Raw genomic sequence first — 23,549 nt, forward strand, 5'->3', positions numbered from 1 at the left:
AGTTAAATTAAGACAAACACGGATTATGACAAAAATTTGACTAAATGATACAATTTTGCTAAAATATTTTTAATTTTCAAAAAAAGAATATGCTGCTATGATGAGAAAAGTAATTTTGATTAATTATTTGCAGAGAGCTCCTGTTTGGTGTGAAGGAGTAATAATGATCTTAATGAAAAAAGGCTCGGAGCTTCGCACGGATCTGAGATGTAATTCTTAGTGATGCTGCGACGGGGTCTCCCGTTAATGAGATAGGGTATAATCAATAAAATATTGCCGTACCCGAAGAGGTTGATATGGTAACATATCAATAAAACTGAGGTGGTACCACGGAGCTAACAACTCTCGTCCTCAAGATGAATAATCTTGGGGGTGGGAGTTTTTTTGTTGTTTAGTTGTATACGTGCTTTTAAGTCCCGATAACAAAAAAATGGAGTGATAAGAATGAGTAATGAACAAATTATCCTTAGATTAGAGAAATTAGACAGTTTAAGATCCCAGGGAATCCCGGTATATCCTGAGAAATTTACTACAAATTCTGAACTTTATGAGGCAGCCCTGCTTAAAGATGGAACATCCGGTGTGCGAGTTGCTGGAAGAATAATGGGTATTAGGAACTTCAGTAAATTTATTTTTATTACCATATCGAACATAGAAGGAAGTTTACAGCTTCTTTTGAGTAAGGAAGTGGTTGGTGAGATATCTTTTAATCAATTTCATAAATTAATGGACATTGGGGATTTTATCGGTGTTGAAGGACATATGTATACGACCAAGACAAATGAGAAAACACTGCGAATTGATAGCTATGTATTTCTTGGTAAAGCTTTGCGTACTTTACCAGAAAAATGGCACGGATTAACTTCCATTGAAACTCGATATAGGCAACGATACTTAGATTTAATAATGACAAAGGAAACTCAAATACGTTTATTAGCTAGAACTAAAATGGTAAGTGCCATTAGGAGATTCTTTGAGGATCAAAATTTCCTAGAAGTAGAAACACCAGTCTTACAGCATACTTCCTCGGGTGCAATTGCTAAACCTTTTAGGACATATCATAACTCGTTAGACACTGAATTAAACTTACGCATTGCCCCTGAAACCTATTTAAAAAGATTAATTATTGGTGGTTTTACCAAAATATTTGAATTTGCAAAGTGTTTTAGAAATGAAGGGATCAGTCCTCAGCATCTTCAAGAATTTACAATGGTTGAAGGATATGCTGCATATTGGAACTATGAGGATACAATGAAATTAATGCGTGATATGGTCCTGTATATTCTTGATCGAACCTTTAATACAACTACCATTACAATAAAAGGTCACATGATTGATTTTTCATTAGAATGGGACATTGTCTCCTTTAGGGATTTAATCTTAAGAGACACTGGGATTGATATAGACCTTTATCCTGATGTTAAAGATTTATACCAAGAAACCAAGAGGAAAAATATCCACATAGAACAATCGGATATTGAATCTTTAGGTAGAGGTAATTTCATTGATCTTCTTTACAAGAAAATGTGCCGACCTCAACTGGTAAAACCGACTTTTTTAGTCCAGCACCCTATCGATTTATCCCCATTAGCTAGAGGCAATGATCAAAATCCTACTCTTACAGATCGGTTCCAATTAGTGGTGAATGGAGCAGAAATTATTAATGCCTATTCAGAGTTGGTTGACCCATTAGAACAAAGAAAAAGGTTAGAGGCTCAAGCCCTTCTTAAGAGCAATGGAGACTTAGAAGCTATGGAGATGGATGAAGATTATCTAGCAGCGATGGAATATGGGATGCCCCCCATTTCTGGTTGGGGATTTGGCATTGAACGCCTGTTAATGGTGCTAACTGATAGTGATACTATTAAAGATTGTGTTTTATTTCCGTTGACTAAAAAACTTTAAAATTTACTCTTAAGTAGTGATTTGAGTCTGAGTTGCCAATTATATATAGATTCAAGGACTAAACCTTATTCAACTAACGGGAAACGATAGTTGAGCAAAACAAGGAGCAGTTCTGCCGTGGCAGCTGCTCCTTGTTTTTATTAAGGGTAGAATTACTCAACAACAATACTTTAATAATCCTAAGAAAAAGCTGATCATAAATTCCTAAATATGGTAATATGAGAGCAAAGAAATTAGGGGTGTATTATGAAACATCAACCTCCAGATTGGGAAAGCAAATATGGTTACTCCGAGATAATGAAAGATAAACTATATCTCGGCGGTGAAGATGACATAGACGAGTTGTTGTATGGAGCCGTAGAAGCCCGTAATATCAATCGAACTGGAAAATTTGAAAATCAACCAACTCCTATGATTGATGTTTGGATTGATTTAAGAGATATTAGATCGTCAAATCGTAATGTATATACACCTGAAGGAATTGAATATATTGCATTTCCATTTCGTGATGGTGAATTAAGTGAAGCGAAAGAGTTTTTACCAAAAGCAAAGGAAGCCCTTCAAAATAGGATCGGACAAAACAAGCGAATTCTTGTTACTTGTCATCAAGGGAGGTCTCGTTCTGTTATGTTATTACTGTGGTTTTTGGGTGAAAAAGGGGGCTCTTTTACACAAGCTTTAAAAGATATAAAAACAAAGCGCCCTATAATAGAGCCTGATAAAAATTTCAAACCGCTAATCGAAGAGTGGAAGCGAGAATACCCAAACTGAGTTTAAACAGAATAGTGAGGAAGAATTAGCTGAAGAAATGTCGGACTTTAGTTTATTTAGAAGGGAGAAATATACATTGAAAAAAATAGTGATTGGAATGGTTTTGGGTGCCGGTATTACCTTTTCTACGGCTGTATATGCATCTGATGCTATTCAAGCTATTAAGTACCAGGTGAAGTTTCTTTTTAATGGGGTTGCTAAGCAGCTAGATAGTGAGTACACCGTTCTGAACTATAACGGACATGCCTACGTGCCTATCCGCTTTGTAGCTGAAAGTATGAGAGCCCAAGTAGAGTTCAATGAGACTGAACAGCAAATATCCATAAAGTACGGTACGCCAACAGAGCAGCTCAAATCGCGAATTGAGATGACTGCCCTCCAATTATTTGAAACGGCAGGGCGTGGGGATCTGAATGAAACTAAAAAGCAAGTCGATGCGATAGCACCAGCCGATCTCAATCCAGTTTTTCTTCAGATTTTCAAAATGGCTCATATGTTTCAAGGGAAGCCGCACGTTGCCAATTTGGTTGAACTATTGATTCAAAAGCAAGTTGATCTTAATATCGTCGATGACTCCAATGGTTACACACCGCTGCATTATGCTGCGGAACGAGCCATTGATTTAACGGAAAGTCTTCTGGATGCTAAAGCCAAGGTGAATGTAAGTGCAAATGGATTGACCCCGCTAATGCAGGTATCGAGTAAAAAACAGCTTGGTTTGGTTAACAAGATGCTTGCGATGGGAGCCGATCCGAATTTAGGCGGGGGGGCTCTGCTTTCGGCGCTTCATCCTTTTGCCAATTCTGGATTAACCGATGAGAGCGTCCAGATTGTAAAAAATCTTATAGCGTATAAAGCCGATGTGAACGCTGCAAACGCAGATGGCGAAACGCCGTTAATAGCAGCTGTAAATATGAGTATGCCACAATCTCGGCAAATTGTTCAGCTGTTGCTCGAGCACGGGGCAGATCCCATTCAGATGCCGAAAAGTAATTGGTCAGGAACGACTCCACTAATGAGGGCGGTTAATCCTTACGGCTATGACTCCGTTCAGGGTGTTTATACGATGGTCGAAAAGTTGATCAATGCCCATGCGGATGTCAATGCAGCCGACGAGAAGGGCAATACAGCGCTCTCCTTTGCCGTGGAGTTCAATCAGCACGCTATTGAAGGCAACGCCGAGGTAATCCGATTGTTGTTGAGTAAAGGAGCGAAGACGCAGGTGAAAGACAAGGATGGAGTTACAGCGCTTGCTAAGGCTAAGAACATTGTAGACGAGAAAAAAAGGGATGAAATCGTTAAGCTTTTAGAAGGGCAATCCACGGAGTGATGACCTGATCTCTCTAGGCTGGTTACGAAGGAATAATAAGCACAGTCATAACGAGGAACGAGAGTAAAGCGATAAGAAGCCATTTTAATGGTTATCTTATCGCTTTAATGTTATTTTGACAGTTTGGTAGGATCAAACACTTGCACTAGCGGCTAACCGCGTAATGCAGCTGGATGACGCCGCTGCCAAGAGGCTTGGTATCCAGAAGCTGAACATCTTTGAACGTATAATTATCTGTGTCGATCATTAGATGAAGGCCCTTGCCCTCCAATACAGGCGCTACATTGAAGATCAGCTCGTCGACAAGCCCTTGACCTAAAAATGCATTGTGCAGATCAGCGCCAGCTGCTACGACTGCGGTTTGATGTCCTTTATGCTGCAGGTAGTTCAGGGCCTCCTGCGGTGATCTCGCAATCGTTGCCCCCGGAAGGGCATCAACGTTCTTGGAAACCACAACGATATCCAATTCGGAAAAGGGACCGCCGCCTGCACCGCCGCTGGCAGCCATAGCCTCGAAGGTTCGGCGTCCTACAATAAAATTCCCGGCTGCTTGGGCATGCTTCGCAAAATCGCCAAGTGCTTCCTTCTTCGGCGGGTTCTCGGGACTCGACTGTGCATAGTTACCATTGGCGCTTAATGTTGCCAATAAAATAGTTTTCATATGATTTTTCCTCCAGAGGTTCTAGTCCATATTTTTCGAATTGATGCTGCTACCCGATCCGGTCGATCCTCCTGCACATAGTGAGAAGAATCGTCGAGGATTTCGGTTTCGTTCATCGGCAGATAGCTCTGCCATTTGGTCATGACTTCAAGCGGAAAGCCGGCGCTGTCTTTTGTCCCCCACATTATTTGCGCGGGCAAATCGGATAACGAGGGCAGTCCCGATTCAATAGCCGCCAGCCAAGACCGGGCCTTGCGAATCTGCCCGGGGAATACCCATGTCGGGATTCTGGACTCCGGTGTCGGGAAAGGGTCGGTATAAGCTTTCCTCAGGCTTTCCGTTACTTTCTCGGCATGGTGGATGCCGTGCGGAACAATGACCTTGGCGAAGAAGTTGCGGCGAGTCTGTAGCCAATATCCGAAAGGCCATCCCCCCATCACAAGCGAGAACAATTTCATAGGAAGCAGCGTCGCAGGCCACGCCCAAGTGTTCATCAAGACGATTCCGCGCAGCTGATCCCGGTTCCGTATGGCGTAGTTAAGGCCGATCGGCCCACCCCAGTCTTGGACCACTAGTATAAAGTCTTTCAGATCCAGGCGGCGGATGAAGTCCGATATAGCCTCCGAATGCTCTTGCGGCGTATAACCATAGCCGAATGGCGCTTTGGACATTCCGAAGCCGGGAAAATCCGGAGCGATAAGACGGAATTCACCGCGCAGTTCTTTAATGACATTCCTGTAAAGATATGACCACGTAGGATTCCCATGAAGGAGAAGAACTGTCGGTCCGTTTCCTTCGTCAATATAATGAATATTTCCGTTGCGGTATGGCAGCCATCGGTCTTTAAACGGGTACTCCTTCACATCCACTTCAAATGGTCTTTTCATTGTCGTCTTCCTCCCATCTGATGCCTTCTTTTTTTGTGCGCTCTGTTTTCAATGGTAGCGGACTGTGGTACATTTGAAAAGTAGTTACAATAAAGTGCAATAGTTTCAAAAAATGAACTATGGAGGAAACGCCGATGTTGGATCGCTCTTGTATCGAAGCCATTGATCCTTTGCTGGAAATCTTGGATGGCAAGTGGACCCTCCCTCTTCTGCTGGAGTTGTTTGTCGGCACTAAGCGATTTGGAGAGCTTCGCCGAAGGTTGAACCCGATTAGTCCGAAGACGTTAACGGATCGGCTGCGGGTATTGGAGGAGAAGGGAATAATAACGCGCACGCTATACCCCGGTGTGCCCTTACACGTCGAATATGAGCTAACAGAGCGCGGGCGGAATCTGCAGCCTATTTTTGCCGCTATGTGGGCATGGGTTCAGGAAAATGGCTTAAGTCCTGAGCGTGGGACGGAAATAGTTGAGGAAATCCTTTCATAAAACATCGGTGGAAGTAATATAAAAAGGCATAACGCCTGAGACGTTATGCCTTTTTATATTAGTTCACAAACTATCACGCCGTTTTTTTACGACGTAGTCCTTTTTATTTATGAAAAGGTTCACCATATCTTTCGTCTGTCCAAGGGAGCTTCCGGAAGTGCAGGCTACGAGGTTTATTAATAAAACACCATCTATTTTGATAATGCTCAAAATAGATGGTGTTTAGGCACGCTCTTGTGCTAATTTGAATAAATCGGTCATCCATTTACTAAAAAAGCCTCCTGCGAGGTAAAATAAGAACAGATAACCATAACTTGCTTTCACTAAATGAAACAATCCAATGGAGGAAAGTAAGGGCTTAAACCCAAAGGCGAAAGCAATAGCTAATAAACCAATATACAAATAGTAGTTTTTCCGATGATTAACCGTCCATTGGTACAGTAACATGTAAGTAACAGGAATTAGAGAAGCGTCCAAGCCTAAACTTGATGGTGAAAAAGGCGTTAATGTGTAGGGGTATTCCCATAACCCTTGTGTTGTGCCGTACAAGTCACTATAAAAAGCAAATACGTGAACGACTAGACCATAAAAGCCAATCCGAAAGGCTTTTTTTCTGTCAATCCTAAAAACTAAGACAATCAAAGGCACGATAAAAAATGTTATCATTACCCAAAATTGCCATGTATCTATATTGGAGTATGTTTTCCAGTACATCGACCAATCATTTGTTACTGAGGATATACGGTCTGACAACTCCTTAAGTGCTTCTCTTTGCTCATCCGACATAGCACTGTTGCCCCCTTTTGGGATAGGTTTTCACAAAATCAAGTTTATATACGCATATCGTTTCTGGAGCTGGGAAAACGATAAGTTTAATGTTAGTTATTTTTGAGTGTGGCAAATAGGATAGGAGTGGGAGGGAAATTACTTTCTAAAAATGCCATGAAAACTGTAGCTTCTTACCCATTCATATTAGGGGGACTGTTGTTCTTGATATTAAGTATAGTATTTATTTTACTGAGAATTTTCATGTATAGTCCCACAAAACAATTTTCTCAATAAGGAATTAAATGAAAAATATGCAATTGCCTAGCCAAGGTTATAGCAGGCGAGAAATGGAGAATTAAATGTCACAGGATAAACAAGTTGCCTTTGTTACCGGCGGAAATCGAGGAATTGGATATGAGTTGGTCCAACAATTGGCTTTGAATGGTTTTAAGGTCATTTTGGCAAGTCGGAATCCAGAGATGGGTCATGAAGCTGCGCAAAAACTAAAGGAGTCAGATCTGGATGTTTCGTTTGTGATGATGGATGTAAACAATCAAGAAAGCATCCGTCAAGCTGCGATTACAGTAAATGAGAGGTATGGAAGATTAGAAATGTGAACCATCTTAGGCACCAAACTTTCCTAAATTTAATTAACAATTTCAGTTGTCTATCTGAGGAGTTTGTTTTCAATTCGGAGTGGAGGCGTTGTGAATGGCTAACCTTGGATCTCAAGTTGGAGAAGTTGTGTCTGTCAGCCTTAGTGCAACGCATACTTTTAGCAAAGAGACTGTCGAGGTCATTAGGCTTCTTGATGGTCTGGGAGTGGAAGGCGACGCACACATGGGAAAGACCGTAAAGCATCGTTCACGAGTCGCACAAAATCCGAATCAACCCAACCTTCGCCAGGTTCATTTAGTTCATTCGGAATTGTTCGATGAATTACGAAGTGCGGCTTTTCACGTCGAGCCCGGGCAGCTGGGCGAGAACATTACAACCCGTGGTATAAACTTACTCGGACTGCCAAAAGGCACAAAGCTGTATATCGGTGAAATAGCAGTTGTTGAAATCACGGGACTTCGCAATCCTTGTATACAAATAGAAAATTTCCAGTCAGGGCTATTGAATGCGGTTTTGGACCACGATGAGAACGGGAATCTAATCCGAAAGGCTGGTGTAATGGCTATCGTTCTAACTGGGGGAGAAATTCGAGTTGGGGACCCAGTCCGAGTTGACCTACCACCTGAACCATTTCGTGCTTTAGAACGAGTGTAATACCGAGGGACAGAAAACGATAGCACAACAATAAGCAACAAAGATTGAACCCTCCCAACTCTAGCAAAGCTAGAGTTGGGAGGGTTTTTATTATGACATTGAAGGATTATGGATGCTGTATGAAGCTGACAAACGTATTCTCGGATTCGATTTGTACGCTCCCTTTTTCGCTTTGCATTTGAAGAAGGGCATATGACACGGAATCCTTCTCTAGGGAGCATATCATTTGCAGCTGCTGGGCAGTATAGCTTGGGCAGTCATATTGATTACAGCAGACGCTGTTTAATTGCGTTATCTTCACTAGTTCATTTTGCTTGTCCCTCTCCCCGCATCACTCTGAGCCAGTTCCCCATGATTGAGAGTGCATTTTCTGTTTTTACAATCGAGTTGTGATTTTGATCAGCGATGATGCGGACCTCAGCCTTGCAAAATCTTTCATAAAGTGGTTTATATGCATCAGCGTCGAATACCTCATCATCAGCCCCTACAATGACGAAAGTCGGTTGGGTCAACTTCGACAAATATTTTTCGTAATTATTCCCCACCATGCGCGACATGGCGAGCCGATAGCTAAGATTGCAGGATTCAGTCCCATGCAGCTTTTCAACCGGTGTGAGTCTGCGGTATACAATAGTGTGGTTATAACGGTGAATGCCAAGTGCATTGAGCAGCATTAACAACAGATATCGTGGGATGCTCACCTTGGATTCGTTACCGGATCCGCCTTTTCGATCAAGTGGCGCATTGGGGCTAAGTGCTGGTGAAACGAGTAAATAGGCAAAAATGTCCTTATGAATCGGTCGTATTGTTTGTCTGATTGCGGTTGCACCCCCCGCAGAATGGCCTCCTACAATGATCCTCGCACCGGGATGACGCTTCTGAACAAAACAGAACATGTCTTCCAAATCATCATCAAGTTGCCCGATGTAGTCAATGTCGCCGCGTCGAATAGGATGATTTCCATATCCACGTAGATCCGGAAGGTATACGGTGGCGAGCCCAAGTTGGGATACATATTGGCCGAATTCCCTCAAATACAAGCTAGGTTCCGTGATGCCGTGTAGAAAAATAAGCACAACATCGGATGGACCCTCAAAAAAACGGTATGGAAGTTGAGCACCATCACGAGCGGTGTATGTTTCAAAGTCTTCAGGGTAAGTATTCATAAATGATGATCCCTCCGCATTTCTTTTGACCCTTCTTCTATATAAATCTTACAAGAGGCAATAGTTAATGGAAAGAGTTATTATCGGATCATCACTAATAAAAGTACATTCCCAAGCCATAGTGAATAGCATAGTTTATATTTCTGTGAAATATCTAACCCTTTATTGGATTAAGGACATTATATAAATGATGAAGGAGCTACCGCGGCAGCTCCCTATGACTTGTTCATATTACAAAGAATTTGGTGCATATGTTAGATTGATTTGAAGTATCTTATTGTGCTCGGGTGCTCTTTTTTCGGAAATCCCTGGTTTTTGCAACTATCTGGCTTCTTGATAGGAGATGATCGTCACTGGCTTTCCATGTGTGGCCTTTTTTGTTTTTTCTGCGGATCATTACATAATTGTAAGGACTTGAGGAGTATACTTTAAAGCGATTAATCCTGCATCTGTTTGCAAAGATCACATCTTCATTTATCGAAACTTTTGGAAATCGGACTTTATTAAAAACACGCCTTTTAAATAATAGGGTTCCACCGGTCACCCATGTAACGAATTTATGTTGTTTTTTGGGCGAATGGAGGATGAGCAGATTTTTCGTTTTGATAAAAGCCAGATAGGCTCTTTTTCCTACAACATGCGCTTTCGAACGACGCAGCGCTTTCATCTGCTCAGTCAAATAATATTTCGAGTAGTAGTCGTCATCATCGAATTTAGCTATATAGGGGTGCTTCGTCCGTTTTATTGCGTAATTTAAACACTCACCCAGAGAGACTTTTTCCCTCCTCCTGTAAACCGAAACATTTTTATGGTCTTTTGCTTTTTTGCGGTACTTGGATATTTTCATGCCGCTTTTATTTAATACGATAATTAATTCTTTTATCGGGTAACGCTGTCTTTTATAATTTGCCAAGACATTACCAATAAAACTTGGCCTATTCGTACACGTGATGATCGATACTCCCCGCTTTTTTTTGCTCACGATATCTCCTCCTAAAATTTTAAAAATACGTGTGCATTTCACTTTTTGCGGCGGTTTTCAAAATTCCCATAATCAATAATAACGATTAGTCCATTATTTTTTAAACGTAAGTTATTAGAATTAAGATCATGAGGAATGATTCCATTCCTCATGAATGTGCCTCTCAAAGCGAATAGCTTTCTCTTATATTTTTTTGATCTGGGAAACATCCGATTGTACTTTTTCATTACTAAAATGCGATATCCATCCCCATACTTTTTGATTGTTCCCAGGTGTTTTTTGATCCGAGATGGAGCTGACTTATATACAATTACTTCTTGCTTATTGCTTGATATCCCATTTTTAGATTTAGCAACTTTTATTACACGGCGATTTCCCAAATCAAGTACTACTCGCCACTTACCTACCCCGATAACTTTCATTTTTTTAATCTTCTTCTTCATGTAACAATGTACCCCTTCCCGTCATAAGGTGTGGTGTTATTCTATTCAACCGCGTTAATAAGTTACAAAATTAACCATAATTAGGCCCTCAGTGAAGCGGAAGTAAGGGGGATTTTGTAAGCGCTGCGGGTGGGGGGGGGCGACATCGACTGGTATTACTGAATATTTCAACAATCACTACCGCCAGTTGAACAAAATGCTATATTTTGTACATATGTCATGTGTATGAAGAACACTCACATTACTTTGGGCAACAATTAAAATTGATATTTAAAATTTCCATAGTCAATCACAACGATCTCCCCGTCAGAATTTAGACGCAGGTTTTGATAATTGGGTCCATCGCGACCTGAAATCTCATAAGGAATTATTCGATTTCTCCTAAATTTCCCTTTCATATCAAAAAATTTTTTCATGTTTTCCTTATTTTTTCGGAAATTTTTATGATAATTTTTCATTATTATCCAATTGTATCTATCATCGTGCTTTAGGATGTGGCCAAGATGTTTTTTTATCTCGGATGGAGATGTCATGCATATCGTTACTTCTTTCTTGTTACTTTTTATCCCATATTTGGACTTAGCTACCTTTAGAACGTAACCATTACCCAGATCATATACAACTCGTCTTGAGCCCAAACCGATAATGTTTTTTCCTTGAATCATTTTTTTTATATTTTTGTCTAATGAAACAAGATCCGCTCTCAGTGAGTTGGTGCAAGTTATTCTATTCGTTTTACTTATTCGTTTTCGCTTATTGGGTGTTCGAGAACCCGGCGGCCCGAAAGGTACAGGCTCACATTGTAATCCTTGCGATTCAGGAGGCCCAAGGCAGCCTTCCAGTCCAAGGGTTGTTTGAGGTTCTGGTAAACTGACAGGTCCGGATTCCCCTAGAAGTCCCGGCGGTCCTTGCATTACGGGGCAGGTAATTCTCACTATTATAATAAATTCTTCTTTAATACCGTCTAAAGTAGTGGCAAAGGCGCCGTGCGTGGTGGGGAAGTTGGCGGAATTAGTGTCTTCAGTCGCGTATGCGTTACTGACCAAAGAATAAATTGTATGATAGCCTTCGGTCATCTCAAATCCAATGCTTTGGCTTCCATCCGCTTCGGCCCTAATTACAAACCGGTATCCGACTGGGTTTTGGATGTGATCCTTTTTCTGATAACCCACCGGTTTGAGGTCCATGAACGTCCCGAAGGGGGTAACGATCAACAAATTACCGGCATCATCGATCCGGATCTCGTCTGCCCCCTCACAGATGAACCGAATATCCTCCATCTGGGCACCCGGCTGCAGTATCACATCATATTTCATATTCCCTTCGTGTCCTTGAAATACCACATCAATGCCAGGCCACACCTGCCGGTAGACGACTTCCCGATAGATGGGGAGATTCGAGGCATGTTCATTAGTATCGCTACCGCGTCTCGTTTCCGGTGATGTTCCTTCAGGGGTCACGTCAGAACGGGCATTCAAAAACCGCCGAGCCAGACTCGGTTTATGAAAAAACGACAGTTTAGGATCAGACTCAAAGAAGGTCATCCCTACTTGTTCCTGGCTATAGGTATAACGAAATTCTCTGCCTTCCGCATAGAAACGAACCGCATCATCCAACTGTCCACGATTGGGAACAAACGCTATAGGAAGCCCATAAGTCTCCAATATACTCTGTTTCGTCTCTTCCTCAGGCTGCATGGGATCTCGTTTCCCCTTTCTGATAGGCTCATGCCATGATTTCATGTACACTGATACATAGATACGCATGTCTATAATTGCTTGATTGGGTATGCACCCTTAATATAAATAAATAGGCATGAAACATTTGTACCAAATCCGGTTCTTTTATACCCGTAGCCCTTGTTATTACCTTTATTAATGATCAAACCAAGGCATACTTGTTTCCTATTACAGCCTTTGAATTTGAGATGGTATTGATAGAGTCGTCCCCAAAGACTATGAGGAGACCTATCAAGCTTTTATGAAAATGCGCTGTATGCGACCCTTAATAGGTATTTCTCCCGAAGTCTATAGGGACAGCCTGGTGCTGTTCCCTATTTTCGAGCGTGTAAGGCGACATCTTGAGTCGGATCAACACCCCTAAATTTGTAATGCTGCATGTCGTTGCCTGTGCGGCGCGTAAAAGGAAGAGGAGGTTATCTTGAAACATGAAGAAGAAAATACAGGCTCTTATCTGTGTCTGTTCCCTTGGTGTAATGGGGATGGCCGCACCGGTCGGTGCGCAATCGTTAGGTCAGGGCACACAAAGTGACCAAGTACTGGATTTGCAAGAACGATTAAGCGCACTCGGTTACTTTAAAACTGGTATTACCGGTTATTACGGTAACCAGACTAAGAATGCGGTAAAGAAATTTCAAGCCAGTTATGGCTTGTCAGTTGATGGTGAAGCCGATTCCTTAACTCTGTCTAAACTAAATAAAACGATTTCACCCAAACAGTCGGTGCTGGATGAATTGGCGCGAATAATTCATTCCGAAGCCCGAGGGGAGTCCTTTGTAGGACAAGTTGCCGTAGGAGCTGTCGTTCTTAATCGAGTTCAGTCCGAAAAATTTCCTGATTCCATCACTGAGGTTATCCATCAGCCAGGTCAATTTTCAGCCGTTTATGATGGTCAGTTTAATCTTAAACCAGATTTATCAGCCTTTAGCGCGGCAAAAGCCGCTTTGAATGGTATGGATCCAACAACTGGGGCCCTTTATTTTTACAATCCTGATATTGCACAGGCATCTTGGAGCAAAAAAAGAACCGCCAAGATTACCATTGGTAATCACGTATTTACCCTTTAAGAGTAGATACAATGACAAAAGTCGCGTAAATCGCGGCTTTTTTTTGTGAATTGTAAAGGTAATCTTAATTTTGTGTCATTACGCTAAAACCAGCTAGCATATGCAATGGAAAATAAAGGATATTCAATATAGTTCCTTGAATTTATAGTGCAATAATATAAATCGAAAGGATTGATTACTAGTGAACTCCGAAAATCAAGTTCAGCTGCTTGAACTGCAAGAGATAAAACTTGTAGGCTTGTATGTCACATCCTCTTTTCAAGGACACCTTCCAGAAAGAGTAGAAGCAATGAAGCAAGAGTTTCACAAACGCAAAGATGAAATACGCAACGTCATCCATCCTGAACGATATATTAGCCCGAGTTTTACTTCAGAGGTTCTATTTACTTACTTGATCTGTATGGAAGTCGATAACCTTTCGGAAGTGCCCAAAGGAATGATCGGTTTTACGATCCCTCCTCATCGTTATGCGAAAGTAAAGTCCGCAGGTGATCCATATCAAGTCATTCATAATTATTTGGATGCCGACGGCCAACAAAGTGACAGGCGAGCTCTGGCATTAGAGATATATTATTTTGAAAACCCATCGTGGCCCGACAAGGCTGAAGTTCTTATTCCTTTGCAATGATTTATTCTAAGCATACAGGGGGAATTATTACCTAACGGATATTGCTATTTATCATTTTTGAGAGGATGTTTGATTTGCAGGGAAAAGACAAGAAACAGATAATTTATCTCATTTCTGGTCCAATTGGGGTTGGTAAATCAACTATCTCGAAAGAACTTGCACGCAATGTTAAACAATGCGTTCTTATTGAGGGAGATGATCTACTTCATATGTTCAAGGGAGAATTGCAACCTTCATGGGAAGAACGATTAAGTCTAACATGGGAGAACATCCTGGCTTTAACGAGGAATTTTATACACCATAACTTAAATATAATTATTGATTTTGTAGTGGAGGATGAACTAGATTGGTTTTGTAAACGTTTATCAGATTTAAATTTAGAATTAAAGTATGTTGTACTGAGAGCAGATAAAGAAAAGCTAATTGAACGTCTCAGCAATAGGGGGGATATTGATTCCTTAGAACGCTCTTTATTTTTACTAAATAAATTAGATTTGTTACCATCTTTTAACCAGTTTATATATGACACTACTCTAAAACAACCAAAAGAGATCGTAGAAGAAATCATAAGTAACTCTAGTTTTAATGTTTTTATTAAGCCTTGATTGAAAAGCGTTTACAAGGGAACATATGTACTCTATAATTTTCGTATGGATAAAAATTCCATGTAGAACAATCAAGTGCCAACCCCAAACCAAAATAAGGAGAATGACTACTCATGATTATCGAAACTAAAATCATCGAAAAACCTGCCTTCAGCGTTGTTGGCATTACCGAAACGATTCAATTTGATATGTCTGTGCCACCGTCCGAGAACGCCATTGCTAAGCTGTGGGGGGGATTCAGTAAGCGCATTCCAGAAGTTCCTAGCCAGCTCGGCTGGCGAAGCTTCGGACTCATGCTGCAAAATCCGGACAACGCGCCCGGCGAGCCGTTCAATTATACGGCCGCTGTGCAAATCTCTCAGGACGGTGACATACCCGAGGGCATGACGCGGATCGAAGTTCCGGCTGCGCGTTATATCGTGCTGACGCATCGGGGTCCTCTTGACGGTATCGGTGATGCCTTTGGGCATTTCTGGGGACATTGGCTACCGAACAGTCCTTACGAATATGACGGTGGTACCCGCACAGGTAAATATGAATTCGAGTTTTATGATCAGCGTTATACGCAGCCAGATGATCCAAACTCCGAGATAGACTTGTATTTCCCTATTCGTATGAAATAAACCGAGACCACCTTAACCTTTGAAGCTTCTGAAGTATATCTCTGCCGCATAGGCACAGATATGCTTTTTTTTCTATACATAGGACTTTTCCCCTGTATTATTGTCCTTCACTCCGGTTTTCGTCCCCAGCGATTTCCGCTAAGCTTAATCATGTAAGCACTTTCTTAGCCGGGTGCGGCCAGAGGTTAGGAGGATAAAGAGATGGAGATGGTGACCGCCAAGATCACCGAGACAAAAGAAAAGCCGCTAATGAAGTATGCAAGGAGGTTATGGAAATATAGGCTGTTATATGTTCTACTGATGCCCGCTGTTGTATGGGTACTCATTTTTGACTATCTCCCGCTCTATGGCATCAGCATTGCGTTTATGGATTACAACGCAATTCAGGGATTCTCCGGCAGTGAATGGGTCGGATTCAAATATTTCCGGATGTTATTTGAATCCGAAATGTTCCTCCATGCATTCAAGAATACACTGCTTATCAGCTTGTACAAAATGATCAGCGGCTTTCTTTGCCCGATCCTGTTAGCGCTTGCATTGAATGAAGTTAGAGTTGCTTGGTTCAAAAAGTCACTTCAAACGGCCGTCTACCTGCCGAGGTTCGTGTCTTGGGTCGTATACGGAGGGATCATTACGCTTCTCCTTTCACCAGAAACAGGAGTCATTAATAAAATCATCGAATTCTTCGGTGGCGATCCTGCTTATCTGCTCGTCGAACCTGCTTATTTCCGAACGATTCTTGTCGTTACGGATGCCATGAAAGAGATGGGCTGGGCAGCGATCATCTATATTGCCGCCATCGCTGGGCTTAATCCGGAAGTGTACGAAGCGGCTATTATGGATGGGGCCTCACGCTTTGGGCGAATTATTCACATTACTTTGCCAGGAATTATGGGAACCATCATCGTTATCTTCATCCTGAGGGTCGGTTATATCATGAGCGCTGGGTTGGACCAGGTGATCAACTTGTACAATCCGATGGTTTTTGAGGTCGGAGATATTCTGGATACGTACATTTACCGTGTAGGTATCGAGCAGTTCAGTCTCAGTCTTGCCGCTGCGGCTGACGTCATCAAGGGTGCAATCGGACTTGTGATGATGCTGGTTGCCAATCAATTCGCCAAGCGAATCAATGATTCCGGCATTTTCTAAGAAAGGAAAGAGAACCGATGAAGCTTACAAAAGGCGAGAAGGCCTTTGTCTCCACCAATTATATCGTTCTAACGTTACTGACTATTATCATTGTCATTCCATTCTGGTATGTTATTTCCGTATCCATTACGCCGTACCATATTTTCAGCGAGAAAAATGGATTGATTCTGTTTCCGACTTCCTTCAGTTTGGAGTATTACAAGTACTTGCTGCAGGAAGGCTCGCTTATTTATTCGGCGTACGGCAATACGATTCGCAATACAGCGGGCGGGGTATTGCTTGCGCTGTTCCTTACGATAACGGCGTCTTACTCGCTCGCGGAGAAAAAGCTGCCCGGTCGGCGGATGATCATGCTTTTCTTTGTTTTCACCATGCTATTCAAGGGCGGAATGATTCCTACTTATATCACCATGAAACAGTTGGGATTACTAGATACAAGTTATGTGCTGATTTTGGTTATGGCCTTCAGTGCTTTTAACATGATCATTATGAAATCGTTTTTTGAAGGCATCCCCGATAGCTTGCGGGAATCCGCTTCAATGGATGGGGCATCCGAGTTCAGGATCCTGTGGCAGATCGTTCTGCCCTTATCCAAACCGGTCATAGCAACGATTGGACTCCTTTATTTGGTCGTCTATTGGAACGATTTCTTCAATGCGATGCTCTATGTGACCGATTGGCACAAAGCACCGGTGCAGCTAGTACTTCGTACAATTATTGCAAGTTCCAGCCTCCCGCCGGAGCTGCTTGAAGCGGCAGGTTCAACGCCTCCACCTACGATAGGCATTCAAATGGCTGCTATTATCATCGTAGCGCTACCCATGCTCATCATTTACCCTTTCATTCAGAAGCATTTTGAACAAGGCATGTTGATCGGCTCTGTGAAAGGTTAAAGTGAACATATAAAAGATAAATCAAGGAGGTCTATTTTTCATGTCAAATCAACTGAAAGTTTGGTCGAACGGCGTGCTTGCCGCCATATTAGTCGGAACCGTAACGGTTGCGGGGTGCAGCAAATCCAGCGACCCTCCAGCAGCTTCGTCTTCGCCTTCAGGAAGTGCAGTTTCGGCATCGCCGAAAACAGAAGAGCCCTATGAATTGAAATGGTTAAAAGCCCAAGACATATCCAAGCCTTACGATCCATCGAAAGATGCCGTCAAGCAAGCTGTTGAGAAAAAGCTGAATATCAAGATCATCCCCGAAATGGTCGACGTCCAGCAGTATAAAACGAAGTTGAATCTGAAGATGTCGAGCGGTGAAATTCCCGATGTAGTACGAATTGATTTCGCCGACGATTTCCAAAAATATGCGCAGCAAGGCGCTTTCGCCGATCTTACGACACTGATCAATGAGAAGGATACACCGAATATTCTAAAGGAAGTACCGAAGGATGTTTTCGAACAGGCGAAAGTAAACGGTAAAATTTACGGTATTCCTTATCAAGGTGGACCAGGCTCAGGATACCGCTGGAATCTTGTGCTGCGTAAGGATTTTGTGGAGGGTATGGGGGCTAAGGTTCCGAAAACCCTTGATGAATACTACAATTTGTTGAAAAAAAGCAAGGCAGAGAAACAGGACGTGATCCCGCTCGGAGGCTATACAGCACAAATCGGTCAGCAGAAATACGCGAATAATTCTTTTGACCACATTTTCGGCGCGTTTGGTGTGACACCTGGCTTTTTTACCGAGAATGATGGAAAATTTAGCAATTACGATATCGATCCCAAGATGAGAGAAGCCCTGCAGTATTTGCAAAAAATGTATGCAGAAGGACTTATCGACAAAGAATTCGCAACGATCAAGGAAGAGCAGCTGAGGGCGAAGCTGTATAGCGGTAAGCTGTTCTCTTGGATGGGCTGGTGGTCCACGCCGAACGATTACGATAGCCAAGTTGAAACTAACGAGTTAAAGAAAAGTGGTAAACTCGCAGCAGACGGAAAGCTCGCCGATCAGTCCGGTCAACCTTACAAATATTTGACTCTGACTGATTCGCTTGTAGGTACGGATGGCAAAGCTGTAGCCCCTGCAGGTGCTCCATTCGGCCAAATGCACGCGATCAGCGCTAAGACGAAAGATCCTAAGAAAGTACTGGCTATGATCGAGAACTCATTATCGCTTGAGAATCAGATGCTTACCGTATGGGGCATTGAAGGGGAAGACTATAAAATAGAGAACGGCAAGATGAGGGTGGTTACCGATCTAATCGATCCCAAGACACAGCAGGATAAGAACGGGAACTTCCGTGGTATTCAAAGCTATCTGTTTGCTCCCGGCTTGAAAGGCTGGCCGCGTTACCTAGAGTCGCTTCCACTTCGCCAGTCACAGGCACTGGATGTCGCAATAAATAATAAGTTCCAAATTACCGATGCTTCCAACTATCTGGATTCCCCAACCAAATTAGCTAAACTGGTGGAGCTGAATACCTTACGCGATTCTGTCTTCACGCAAATCATTATGGGCGCAGACATCAAGAAGTTTGACGAATTTGCAGAAAAATGGAAGTCACAGGGAGGCACAAAAATATTAAATGAGCTCGAAGAATCCTTGAAGAAAAAGTCGGGCAAGTAGAAGGAAAGCCTGGCCTTGTTGAAGAAGCTTTAGAAGAGAATGGGAAGCCCCTCGACCGATGATCATCGGTTGACGGGGCTTTAGCCATAACGCCAGTGAAAGGGATGGGGATGATGGCGATTCAGATACAAAAACGGAACGGCAAATCAGGATTACTGTCAAGGCTCAGTCTTCCGATCTTTGTGTTGATTGTCACCTTCATCGCTTTATTTGCAACGGCAGCCAGTTACATCCTCATCCGGGTTCAGAACGACCATACCCTCAAGATGGCGGAACAGTCGATGAAATTCGTGTATAGGAATATCGAATACCAGTTCGATACAATGAATAATGTTGCCGCTTTTATTTTAAGTAATCAATCGATAGAGAATCTGCTCGAGGCCACTTATCAGGAAACCTTCGAGGCGGCCGATAATTATTACACGCTTGAGACTAACCTGCAGAATCTGTCTTTGTTGTCCCTCTTGAATGACATTGGGTCACCTGACGTTGCGCAACAATCCTACGTGGTTTCTCTTGCGTTGGAACCGGGGAGCGGGCTTTATCACATGGCGCCAGATGATTTCTACCCGATAACAGGAATCTTCAAGAATGAAGATTTGCAGGGTCAGGAGTGGTTTCACCGACTGAGCAGCGGGGAGCGTCAGAACGTATGGTGGGGCCAGAAGAGGGATCCGATGAATGCCGCTATGATCTATTCCGCGAGGAAAAAGACGAGTCTCAAAGACGGCCGCAGCCTCGGTACGGTGATCGTCGGCGCGGATACTCGGAGCATCAAGAGCATGTTTGACAATGCTCATTTGGAGAAGGGCTACCATCTGCTGCTGGATGAAACGAATCAAGTTATCTACAGCGAGCGCTATGAATTTCTCGAAAACGCAGCAAAGTTTCCCTATGTGAGCTCACTGATCGGAGCAAAGGGGTCAATCATAACAAGGATCGACGGAGAAAGCCACAGGGTCATGTTCGAAACACTGAAGAACGGCTGGAAGTTGTTATCGGTCGTTCCAGAAAGCCATTTCAGCCAGTACACCTTCGCGATATCCGCTTTAGGTGTTGCTATAACGTTGGCTGCTTTGCTAGTTGCTGGCTTCTGGCTCAGAAGAATCGTTGTGCGGGTCACCGTTCCAATCACCAGACTGGTTAACGCTATCCAGCGTCCAGAAGTTGTGGAATTTAAAATGCCACTTCCTTATCAAAACACAGGAATCTATGAGGTGGATGAGCTGAACCAGAAGTTCGCTGCCATGCTCGTGACCCTGCATAGTCTGATTGAGAAATCTTTTACCGAAGAGATTGAACGCCGTCAGCTTCAACTGGAGCTGCTGCATGCCCAGATCAACCCTCATTTCTTATATAATACCTTGGATTTAATTAACTGCCGGGCTATTATGGCGGGAGATCAGGAAACGAGCCGGATCGTTCGTTCACTCGCCAACGTCTTTCGTTACGGCCTGAATCGAGGTCAAACCTGGATTTCCTTGGAAGGTGAAGTCAAGCAGGTTGAAGCCTATCTCCTCATTCAAAAGATGATGATGGATGATCTGAACGTCGATATCCAAGTGCCGGATGAGCTGTTGTCTGCAAATATTGTGCATTTAATTTTGCAGCCTCTGGCTGAAAATGCCATCATTCACGGGTTTATCGATCATCATTCCGGTTGTCGAATCACTATTTCAGCCCGATTAGAGAGGGAGGAGCTTGTGCTGCGTGTCGAAGACAACGGACGAGGCTGCGATGCAGATAAAATGAACCTTATGCTTCAGCAGCAGCCTGCGCGAGATGTCGGCACTAAAAATAGCGGCATAGGAACCGGTTACGGTACTATGAATGTACACCGGAGAATCCAATTGCATGTTGGTGAAGCTTATGGTTTGCGTTATATAGGGGTAGACGAGGGAACCTGTGTTGAAGTTGTTCTGCCCTATCATCCAGAGCTGCCGGTATGAAGAAAGGAAGGGTCTGAATGTTCAAGCTGCTGATTGCAGAAGATGTGAAGATCGTTCGTGAAACGTTGGTTCACGCCATTAACTGGCAAGCTTTAGGTATCGATTTGTTGGGTGCCGTTGAGAATGGAGAGGAGGTCCTGGCCTGGCTGGACCGCGAGGAACCGGATCTTCTCTTGACCGATATTGGGATGCCTAAGATGAATGGACTGGAGTTGATTGAGGCCGTAAGAGCTCGCAATCCGGATATTCGCTGTATTATATTATCCGGACTCAATGAGTTTGAGCATGCCAGGCAGGCTATTAAACTGCAGGTGCTAGACTATGTTCAGAAGCCGATCGACCCGAGTGAGATTGAAAGAGTTCTTGCGCACGGGGTTGAAGTGCTGCGCAAAGAACGGGCCGAGCGTCAAGCCTTGGCTCTCACCGAACAAGCCGCTAAGGACAAACTTCCGAATTTGTCAGAAACGCTGCCTCTCGGGGAATGGTCCGGAAGTTTGAAAAAGAAGAAGCTGGTCGAGCAAGCGCTCCAGTATGTGAAAGAAGAATACACGCGCAAGGAATTGTCGCTATCCGATGTGTCCGCTTCAGTTGGATTAAGTGATAAATATTTGAATCTGCTCTTTAAAGAAGTAACCGGTATGACGATCAATCATGCGATCATTCGTCTTCGTATGGAGGAAGCGGCGCGGCTGCTGAAGGATCCCTCCATTAAAATCTACGAGGTTTGCGACTGGATCGGATATACAGACCAGGATCATTTCCGAGAGAGCTTCAAAAAGCAGTATGGTATGACGCCGACCGAGTATCGCAACAAGTTCTTATAGGGTTCCCAAATAAATAGAAACAGGAGACTTTAATAAAAGAAAAGGGGCCGTCTCAAAAGTAGAATCTACTAGCGACAGCCCCTTAGGGCCTACTGATCTTCTGGGAAATTCGAATTGGTATTCAGAACGAAATTCATACTTCCATTGGATTTTTCCAATGGAATCGACTTTCAGGTATTTTTCCAATTAGGACTTATAGGACAGCCTCTTTTCTTAACGCACATTTTTTCAGTCATTAATTATTCGGATAGAATTCTCTCAAGAATGTTACAGATTGGTTTATTAACGCTTTCAATACATCAACGTTGATATCTGCTACTTTATTGATGTACACACACGCTTTTCCTGCCGTATGTATGCCAAAGTCCTTTAATAAATCCTCTCGTTTTGTGTCACCCGTCGCAAAATACAAACTTATTTTGGCTTTTCGAGGTGAAAATCCAACTAGATGGGTCCCCACGATTAAGTTGTCTTCTTGCCCATGACCAGACTTAGAGTGATTGATACATTATTTTCTGTGTCCAGAACAACGGTATGAGGATTCTTCATCCCAAAATCATCAAAAGTCACGGAGGTACTGCCCCCAAGATTAATAACATCCTGATTATAAGCAGCGTCGGTTTTAAATATTACGTCTTTCGTTTATTTTTAATTGTGAGGGTTCCTAGCATGTCAAAGGAAACTTTCTCACCTTCTTTCCATTCTTTCGGAAAGTTATCGATTGATTTGAGCGTAAACTTGGCCTCAGGGAACGTTTGTGCATTTAAATATTGCTGACCTTTAATGTGACCGTCCCTTTGGGAATTTCCAGATTGAAGCGTATCGATACCAACGACGGCTTCAGCTTTCATTTTGGCCAGGTCAGTAGTGTTTAATGCCCATTTTCCTGTCACTGTGCTGCCTTCAAAGTTAACTTTTTCCTTGGATGTGGTCACTGAGAAGTAGACTTTAGAATCTGGCTGAATGCTCCAGTCCCCGTTCAATTTTCCTGTATTAACAGCAGCAGCTGTACTGACCTGAGTAGAAGCGCTATTCACAGGTATAGCTTCTCGAATGGTCACGTGATTGCCGGCATAGTAATCATAAGCATAATAAGTTCCTCCTATCACAACAAAAGCTCCAACAGCCAACATTGTTAGTTTTAGTTTCATCTTTTTCCCTCCATGTAGATGTAATCTATAATAGTATTTATTAAAAGAACTGCCTCTGTACATTGCCTCACTTCATCAACACTACACAACGTAGTGTTTTGGTGCAAAAAAATATTGATTCAACACTATGAAGTGTAGTGTTGATAATTTTGATTTTTATACTAACAATATTATCTGAAAATCTACTGAAAACAAGCTTAAAATAACATGAAAGTTTCGATTCCTATAAATTATACAAGACATTCCATTTACCAAAAAGGTTAGCCAGAACGAAAGATTACTCCGACTCGAGACTGACTTCTTAATTCGAACTTTGATCCATTAATTCCCGCATCTTCGCGAAATAGCTTTGATGTATAATCATTGTTAGATGAAATGGGGAGGCATGCGCGATGAAATATCATGTAATCAGCAAGAGAAATGGCAATGTAACATCGCTGCTCTATTCAGAAGTAAATGATATGGATTACGATAGCGAAGGGCGAGTTATCGTATTCGGGACAGACCAAGAAACCTATTATTTACTTGCCGATTCGGCATTAATAACAGAGGATTAATGACGTACGAATT

Annotated in this window: 24 protein-coding genes, 1 pseudogene and 1 other annotated feature; of the genes and pseudogenes, 16 read left to right on the forward strand and 9 right to left on the reverse strand. The window is 42.7% G+C overall.

All coding sequences use genetic code 11. The annotated features are described in order from the left end of the window. Window positions 1–88: 88 nt before the first annotated feature. Window positions 89–356, forward strand: a binding site (T-box leader). Between the two features lie 88 nt (window positions 357–444). The 3 genes from lysS to GC102_RS07735 all read left to right on the forward strand — a co-directional run bounded on the left by lysS (window position 445) and on the right by GC102_RS07735 (window position 4,006). Further along, window positions 445–1,905, forward strand: a complete 1,461-nt coding sequence (gene lysS / locus GC102_RS07725; RefSeq protein ID WP_171688969.1) for a lysine--tRNA ligase — start codon at window positions 445–447, stop codon at window positions 1,903–1,905. Between the two features lie 246 nt (window positions 1,906–2,151). Beyond that, window positions 2,152–2,676 (forward strand): protein-tyrosine phosphatase family protein, encoded by a 525-nt coding sequence (locus tag GC102_RS07730; RefSeq protein WP_171688970.1) that lies wholly within the window; start codon window positions 2,152–2,154, stop codon window positions 2,674–2,676. 76 nt (window positions 2,677–2,752) lie between these two features. Beyond that, a complete protein-coding gene (locus GC102_RS07735) occupies window positions 2,753–4,006 on the forward strand; it encodes an ankyrin repeat domain-containing protein (protein ID WP_171688971.1) in 1,254 nt (417 codons plus the stop codon). 145 nt (window positions 4,007–4,151) lie between these two features. On the opposite strand, the gene GC102_RS07740 is transcribed toward GC102_RS07735, so the two are convergent. Together GC102_RS07740 and GC102_RS07745 are read right to left on the reverse strand one after the other, a co-directional pair. Next, on the reverse strand, window positions 4,152–4,667 hold the full coding sequence (locus GC102_RS07740) for a dihydrofolate reductase family protein (protein ID WP_171688972.1): 516 nt from the start codon (window positions 4,665–4,667) through the stop codon (window positions 4,152–4,154). After that, the gene (locus GC102_RS07745) at window positions 4,664–5,554 is read right to left on the reverse strand and encodes an alpha/beta fold hydrolase (protein ID WP_171688973.1); all 891 of its coding nucleotides are present in this window, start codon (window positions 5,552–5,554) and stop codon (window positions 4,664–4,666) included. The genes GC102_RS07740 and GC102_RS07745 overlap by 4 nt, the downstream gene beginning before the upstream one ends. Before the next feature lie 134 nt (window positions 5,555–5,688). Between GC102_RS07745 and GC102_RS07750 the strand changes: the two genes are divergently transcribed. After that, on the forward strand, window positions 5,689–6,042 hold the full coding sequence (locus GC102_RS07750) for a winged helix-turn-helix transcriptional regulator (RefSeq protein ID WP_171688974.1): 354 nt from the start codon (window positions 5,689–5,691) through the stop codon (window positions 6,040–6,042). Between the two features lie 222 nt (window positions 6,043–6,264). On the opposite strand, the gene GC102_RS07755 is transcribed toward GC102_RS07750, so the two are convergent. Further along, window positions 6,265–6,828 carry a CBO0543 family protein gene (locus GC102_RS07755; protein ID WP_171688975.1) on the reverse strand — a complete coding sequence of 188 codons (564 nt, stop codon included), beginning with the start codon at window positions 6,826–6,828 and terminating at the stop codon, window positions 6,265–6,267. Window positions 6,829–7,169: 341 nt separating this feature from the next. Between GC102_RS07755 and GC102_RS07760 the strand changes: the two genes are divergently transcribed. Both GC102_RS07760 and GC102_RS07765 read left to right on the forward strand, forming a co-directional pair. Next, window positions 7,170–7,427 (forward strand): SDR family NAD(P)-dependent oxidoreductase, encoded by a 258-nt coding sequence (locus GC102_RS07760; RefSeq protein WP_246320789.1) that lies wholly within the window; start codon window positions 7,170–7,172, stop codon window positions 7,425–7,427. Between the two features lie 94 nt (window positions 7,428–7,521). After that, the gene (locus GC102_RS07765; protein WP_171688976.1) at window positions 7,522–8,082 is read left to right on the forward strand and encodes an MOSC domain-containing protein; all 561 of its coding nucleotides are present in this window, start codon (window positions 7,522–7,524) and stop codon (window positions 8,080–8,082) included. A 305-nt stretch (window positions 8,083–8,387) separates the two neighbouring features. On the opposite strand, the gene GC102_RS07770 is transcribed toward GC102_RS07765, so the two are convergent. The 4 genes from GC102_RS07770 to GC102_RS07785 form a co-directional block, all read right to left on the reverse strand. Continuing rightward, the gene (locus GC102_RS07770) at window positions 8,388–9,248 is read right to left on the reverse strand and encodes an alpha/beta hydrolase (RefSeq protein WP_171688977.1); all 861 of its coding nucleotides are present in this window, start codon (window positions 9,246–9,248) and stop codon (window positions 8,388–8,390) included. Window positions 9,249–9,522: 274 nt separating this feature from the next. Next, entirely contained in the window at window positions 9,523–10,230 is a 708-nt protein-coding gene (locus GC102_RS07775; protein ID WP_312883190.1) for a glycosyltransferase family 2 protein, read from the reverse strand. A gap of 38 nt (window positions 10,231–10,268) precedes the next feature. Continuing rightward, window positions 10,269–10,673, reverse strand: coding sequence for a hypothetical protein (locus GC102_RS07780; protein WP_171688978.1), 405 nt, complete (start codon window positions 10,671–10,673; stop codon window positions 10,269–10,271). Between the two features lie 257 nt (window positions 10,674–10,930). Beyond that, a complete protein-coding gene (locus tag GC102_RS07785; protein ID WP_171688979.1) occupies window positions 10,931–12,370 on the reverse strand; it encodes a DUF7948 domain-containing protein in 1,440 nt (479 codons plus the stop codon). A gap of 470 nt (window positions 12,371–12,840) precedes the next feature. Here GC102_RS07785 and GC102_RS07790 point away from each other — a divergent pair, with 470 nt between their 5' ends. The 9 genes from GC102_RS07790 to GC102_RS07830 all read left to right on the forward strand — a co-directional run bounded on the left by GC102_RS07790 (window position 12,841) and on the right by GC102_RS07830 (window position 21,828). Next, complete coding sequence (locus tag GC102_RS07790; protein WP_171688980.1) at window positions 12,841–13,479, forward strand: cell wall hydrolase; 639 nt, start codon at window positions 12,841–12,843, stop codon at window positions 13,477–13,479. A gap of 181 nt (window positions 13,480–13,660) precedes the next feature. Continuing rightward, the gene (locus GC102_RS07795) at window positions 13,661–14,107 is read left to right on the forward strand and encodes a GyrI-like domain-containing protein (protein WP_171688981.1); all 447 of its coding nucleotides are present in this window, start codon (window positions 13,661–13,663) and stop codon (window positions 14,105–14,107) included. A gap of 74 nt (window positions 14,108–14,181) precedes the next feature. Beyond that, the gene (locus GC102_RS07800) at window positions 14,182–14,712 is read left to right on the forward strand and encodes a P-loop nucleotide/nucleoside kinase family protein (protein ID WP_246320790.1); all 531 of its coding nucleotides are present in this window, start codon (window positions 14,182–14,184) and stop codon (window positions 14,710–14,712) included. A gap of 113 nt (window positions 14,713–14,825) precedes the next feature. Further along, on the forward strand, window positions 14,826–15,335 hold the full coding sequence (locus tag GC102_RS07805; RefSeq protein WP_171688983.1) for a GyrI-like domain-containing protein: 510 nt from the start codon (window positions 14,826–14,828) through the stop codon (window positions 15,333–15,335). A 201-nt stretch (window positions 15,336–15,536) separates the two neighbouring features. Continuing rightward, window positions 15,537–16,487 (forward strand): ABC transporter permease, encoded by a 951-nt coding sequence (locus tag GC102_RS07810; protein ID WP_171688984.1) that lies wholly within the window; start codon window positions 15,537–15,539, stop codon window positions 16,485–16,487. 17 nt (window positions 16,488–16,504) lie between these two features. Continuing rightward, window positions 16,505–17,380, forward strand: a complete 876-nt coding sequence (locus GC102_RS07815; RefSeq protein WP_171688985.1) for a carbohydrate ABC transporter permease — start codon at window positions 16,505–16,507, stop codon at window positions 17,378–17,380. A 40-nt stretch (window positions 17,381–17,420) separates the two neighbouring features. Further along, complete coding sequence (locus GC102_RS07820) at window positions 17,421–19,055, forward strand: extracellular solute-binding protein (RefSeq protein WP_171688986.1); 1,635 nt, start codon at window positions 17,421–17,423, stop codon at window positions 19,053–19,055. A 113-nt stretch (window positions 19,056–19,168) separates the two neighbouring features. Beyond that, entirely contained in the window at window positions 19,169–21,004 is a 1,836-nt protein-coding gene (locus GC102_RS07825; protein WP_171688987.1) for a cache domain-containing sensor histidine kinase, read from the forward strand. Between the two features lie 17 nt (window positions 21,005–21,021). After that, window positions 21,022–21,828 (forward strand): response regulator transcription factor, encoded by an 807-nt coding sequence (locus GC102_RS07830; RefSeq protein WP_171688988.1) that lies wholly within the window; start codon window positions 21,022–21,024, stop codon window positions 21,826–21,828. Between the two features lie 235 nt (window positions 21,829–22,063). On the opposite strand, the pseudogene GC102_RS07835 reads toward GC102_RS07830, so the two are convergent. Beyond that, window positions 22,064–22,279 (reverse strand): annotated as a pseudogene (locus tag GC102_RS07835) (DUF1801 domain-containing protein); the annotation flags it as partial. 178 nt (window positions 22,280–22,457) lie between these two features. Further along, on the reverse strand, window positions 22,458–22,979 hold the full coding sequence (locus tag GC102_RS07840) for a YceI family protein (RefSeq protein ID WP_246320791.1): 522 nt from the start codon (window positions 22,977–22,979) through the stop codon (window positions 22,458–22,460). Window positions 22,980–23,371: 392 nt separating this feature from the next. Here GC102_RS07840 and GC102_RS07845 point away from each other — a divergent pair, with 392 nt between their 5' ends. Beyond that, window positions 23,372–23,536 carry a hypothetical protein gene (locus GC102_RS07845; RefSeq protein ID WP_171688989.1) on the forward strand — a complete coding sequence of 55 codons (165 nt, stop codon included), beginning with the start codon at window positions 23,372–23,374 and terminating at the stop codon, window positions 23,534–23,536. Window positions 23,537–23,549 lie beyond the last annotated feature (13 nt).

The organism is Paenibacillus germinis (assembly GCF_013141785.1).
Taxonomy (GTDB): Bacteria; Bacillota; Bacilli; order Paenibacillales; family NBRC-103111; genus Paenibacillus_E; species Paenibacillus_E phytorum.

Excerpts from the sequence above, each read along its gene's own strand:
- GC102_RS07745 (WP_171688973.1), bottom strand. The coding sequence starts at position 5,554 with ATGAAAAGACCATTTGAAGTGGATGTGAAGGAGTACCCGTTTAAAGAC.
- GC102_RS07780 (WP_171688978.1), bottom strand. The coding sequence starts at position 10,673 with ATGAAGAAGAAGATTAAAAAAATGAAAGTTATCGGGGTAGGTAAGTGG.
- GC102_RS07785 (WP_171688979.1), bottom strand. The coding sequence starts at position 12,370 with ATGCAGCCTGAGGAAGAGACGAAACAGAGTATATTGGAGACTTATGGG.
- GC102_RS07755 (WP_171688975.1), bottom strand. The coding sequence starts at position 6,828 with ATGTCGGATGAGCAAAGAGAAGCACTTAAGGAGTTGTCAGACCGTATA.
- GC102_RS07805 (WP_171688983.1), top strand. The coding sequence starts at position 14,826 with ATGATTATCGAAACTAAAATCATCGAAAAACCTGCCTTCAGCGTTGTT.
- lysS (WP_171688969.1), top strand. The coding sequence starts at position 445 with ATGAGTAATGAACAAATTATCCTTAGATTAGAGAAATTAGACAGTTTA.
- GC102_RS07820 (WP_171688986.1), top strand. The coding sequence starts at position 17,421 with ATGTCAAATCAACTGAAAGTTTGGTCGAACGGCGTGCTTGCCGCCATA.
- GC102_RS07840 (WP_246320791.1), bottom strand. The coding sequence starts at position 22,979 with ATGAAACTAAAACTAACAATGTTGGCTGTTGGAGCTTTTGTTGTGATA.
- GC102_RS07810 (WP_171688984.1), top strand. The coding sequence starts at position 15,537 with ATGGAGATGGTGACCGCCAAGATCACCGAGACAAAAGAAAAGCCGCTA.
- GC102_RS07730 (WP_171688970.1), top strand. The coding sequence starts at position 2,152 with ATGAAACATCAACCTCCAGATTGGGAAAGCAAATATGGTTACTCCGAG.
- GC102_RS07830 (WP_171688988.1), top strand. The coding sequence starts at position 21,022 with ATGTTCAAGCTGCTGATTGCAGAAGATGTGAAGATCGTTCGTGAAACG.
- GC102_RS07790 (WP_171688980.1), top strand. The coding sequence starts at position 12,841 with ATGAAGAAGAAAATACAGGCTCTTATCTGTGTCTGTTCCCTTGGTGTA.
- GC102_RS07765 (WP_171688976.1), top strand. The coding sequence starts at position 7,522 with ATGGCTAACCTTGGATCTCAAGTTGGAGAAGTTGTGTCTGTCAGCCTT.
- GC102_RS07770 (WP_171688977.1), bottom strand. The coding sequence starts at position 9,248 with ATGAATACTTACCCTGAAGACTTTGAAACATACACCGCTCGTGATGGT.
- GC102_RS07740 (WP_171688972.1), bottom strand. The coding sequence starts at position 4,667 with ATGAAAACTATTTTATTGGCAACATTAAGCGCCAATGGTAACTATGCA.
- GC102_RS07815 (WP_171688985.1), top strand. The coding sequence starts at position 16,505 with ATGAAGCTTACAAAAGGCGAGAAGGCCTTTGTCTCCACCAATTATATC.
- GC102_RS07760 (WP_246320789.1), top strand. The coding sequence starts at position 7,170 with ATGTCACAGGATAAACAAGTTGCCTTTGTTACCGGCGGAAATCGAGGA.
- GC102_RS07750 (WP_171688974.1), top strand. The coding sequence starts at position 5,689 with ATGTTGGATCGCTCTTGTATCGAAGCCATTGATCCTTTGCTGGAAATC.
- GC102_RS07845 (WP_171688989.1), top strand. The coding sequence starts at position 23,372 with ATGAAATATCATGTAATCAGCAAGAGAAATGGCAATGTAACATCGCTG.
- GC102_RS07825 (WP_171688987.1), top strand. The coding sequence starts at position 19,169 with ATGGCGATTCAGATACAAAAACGGAACGGCAAATCAGGATTACTGTCA.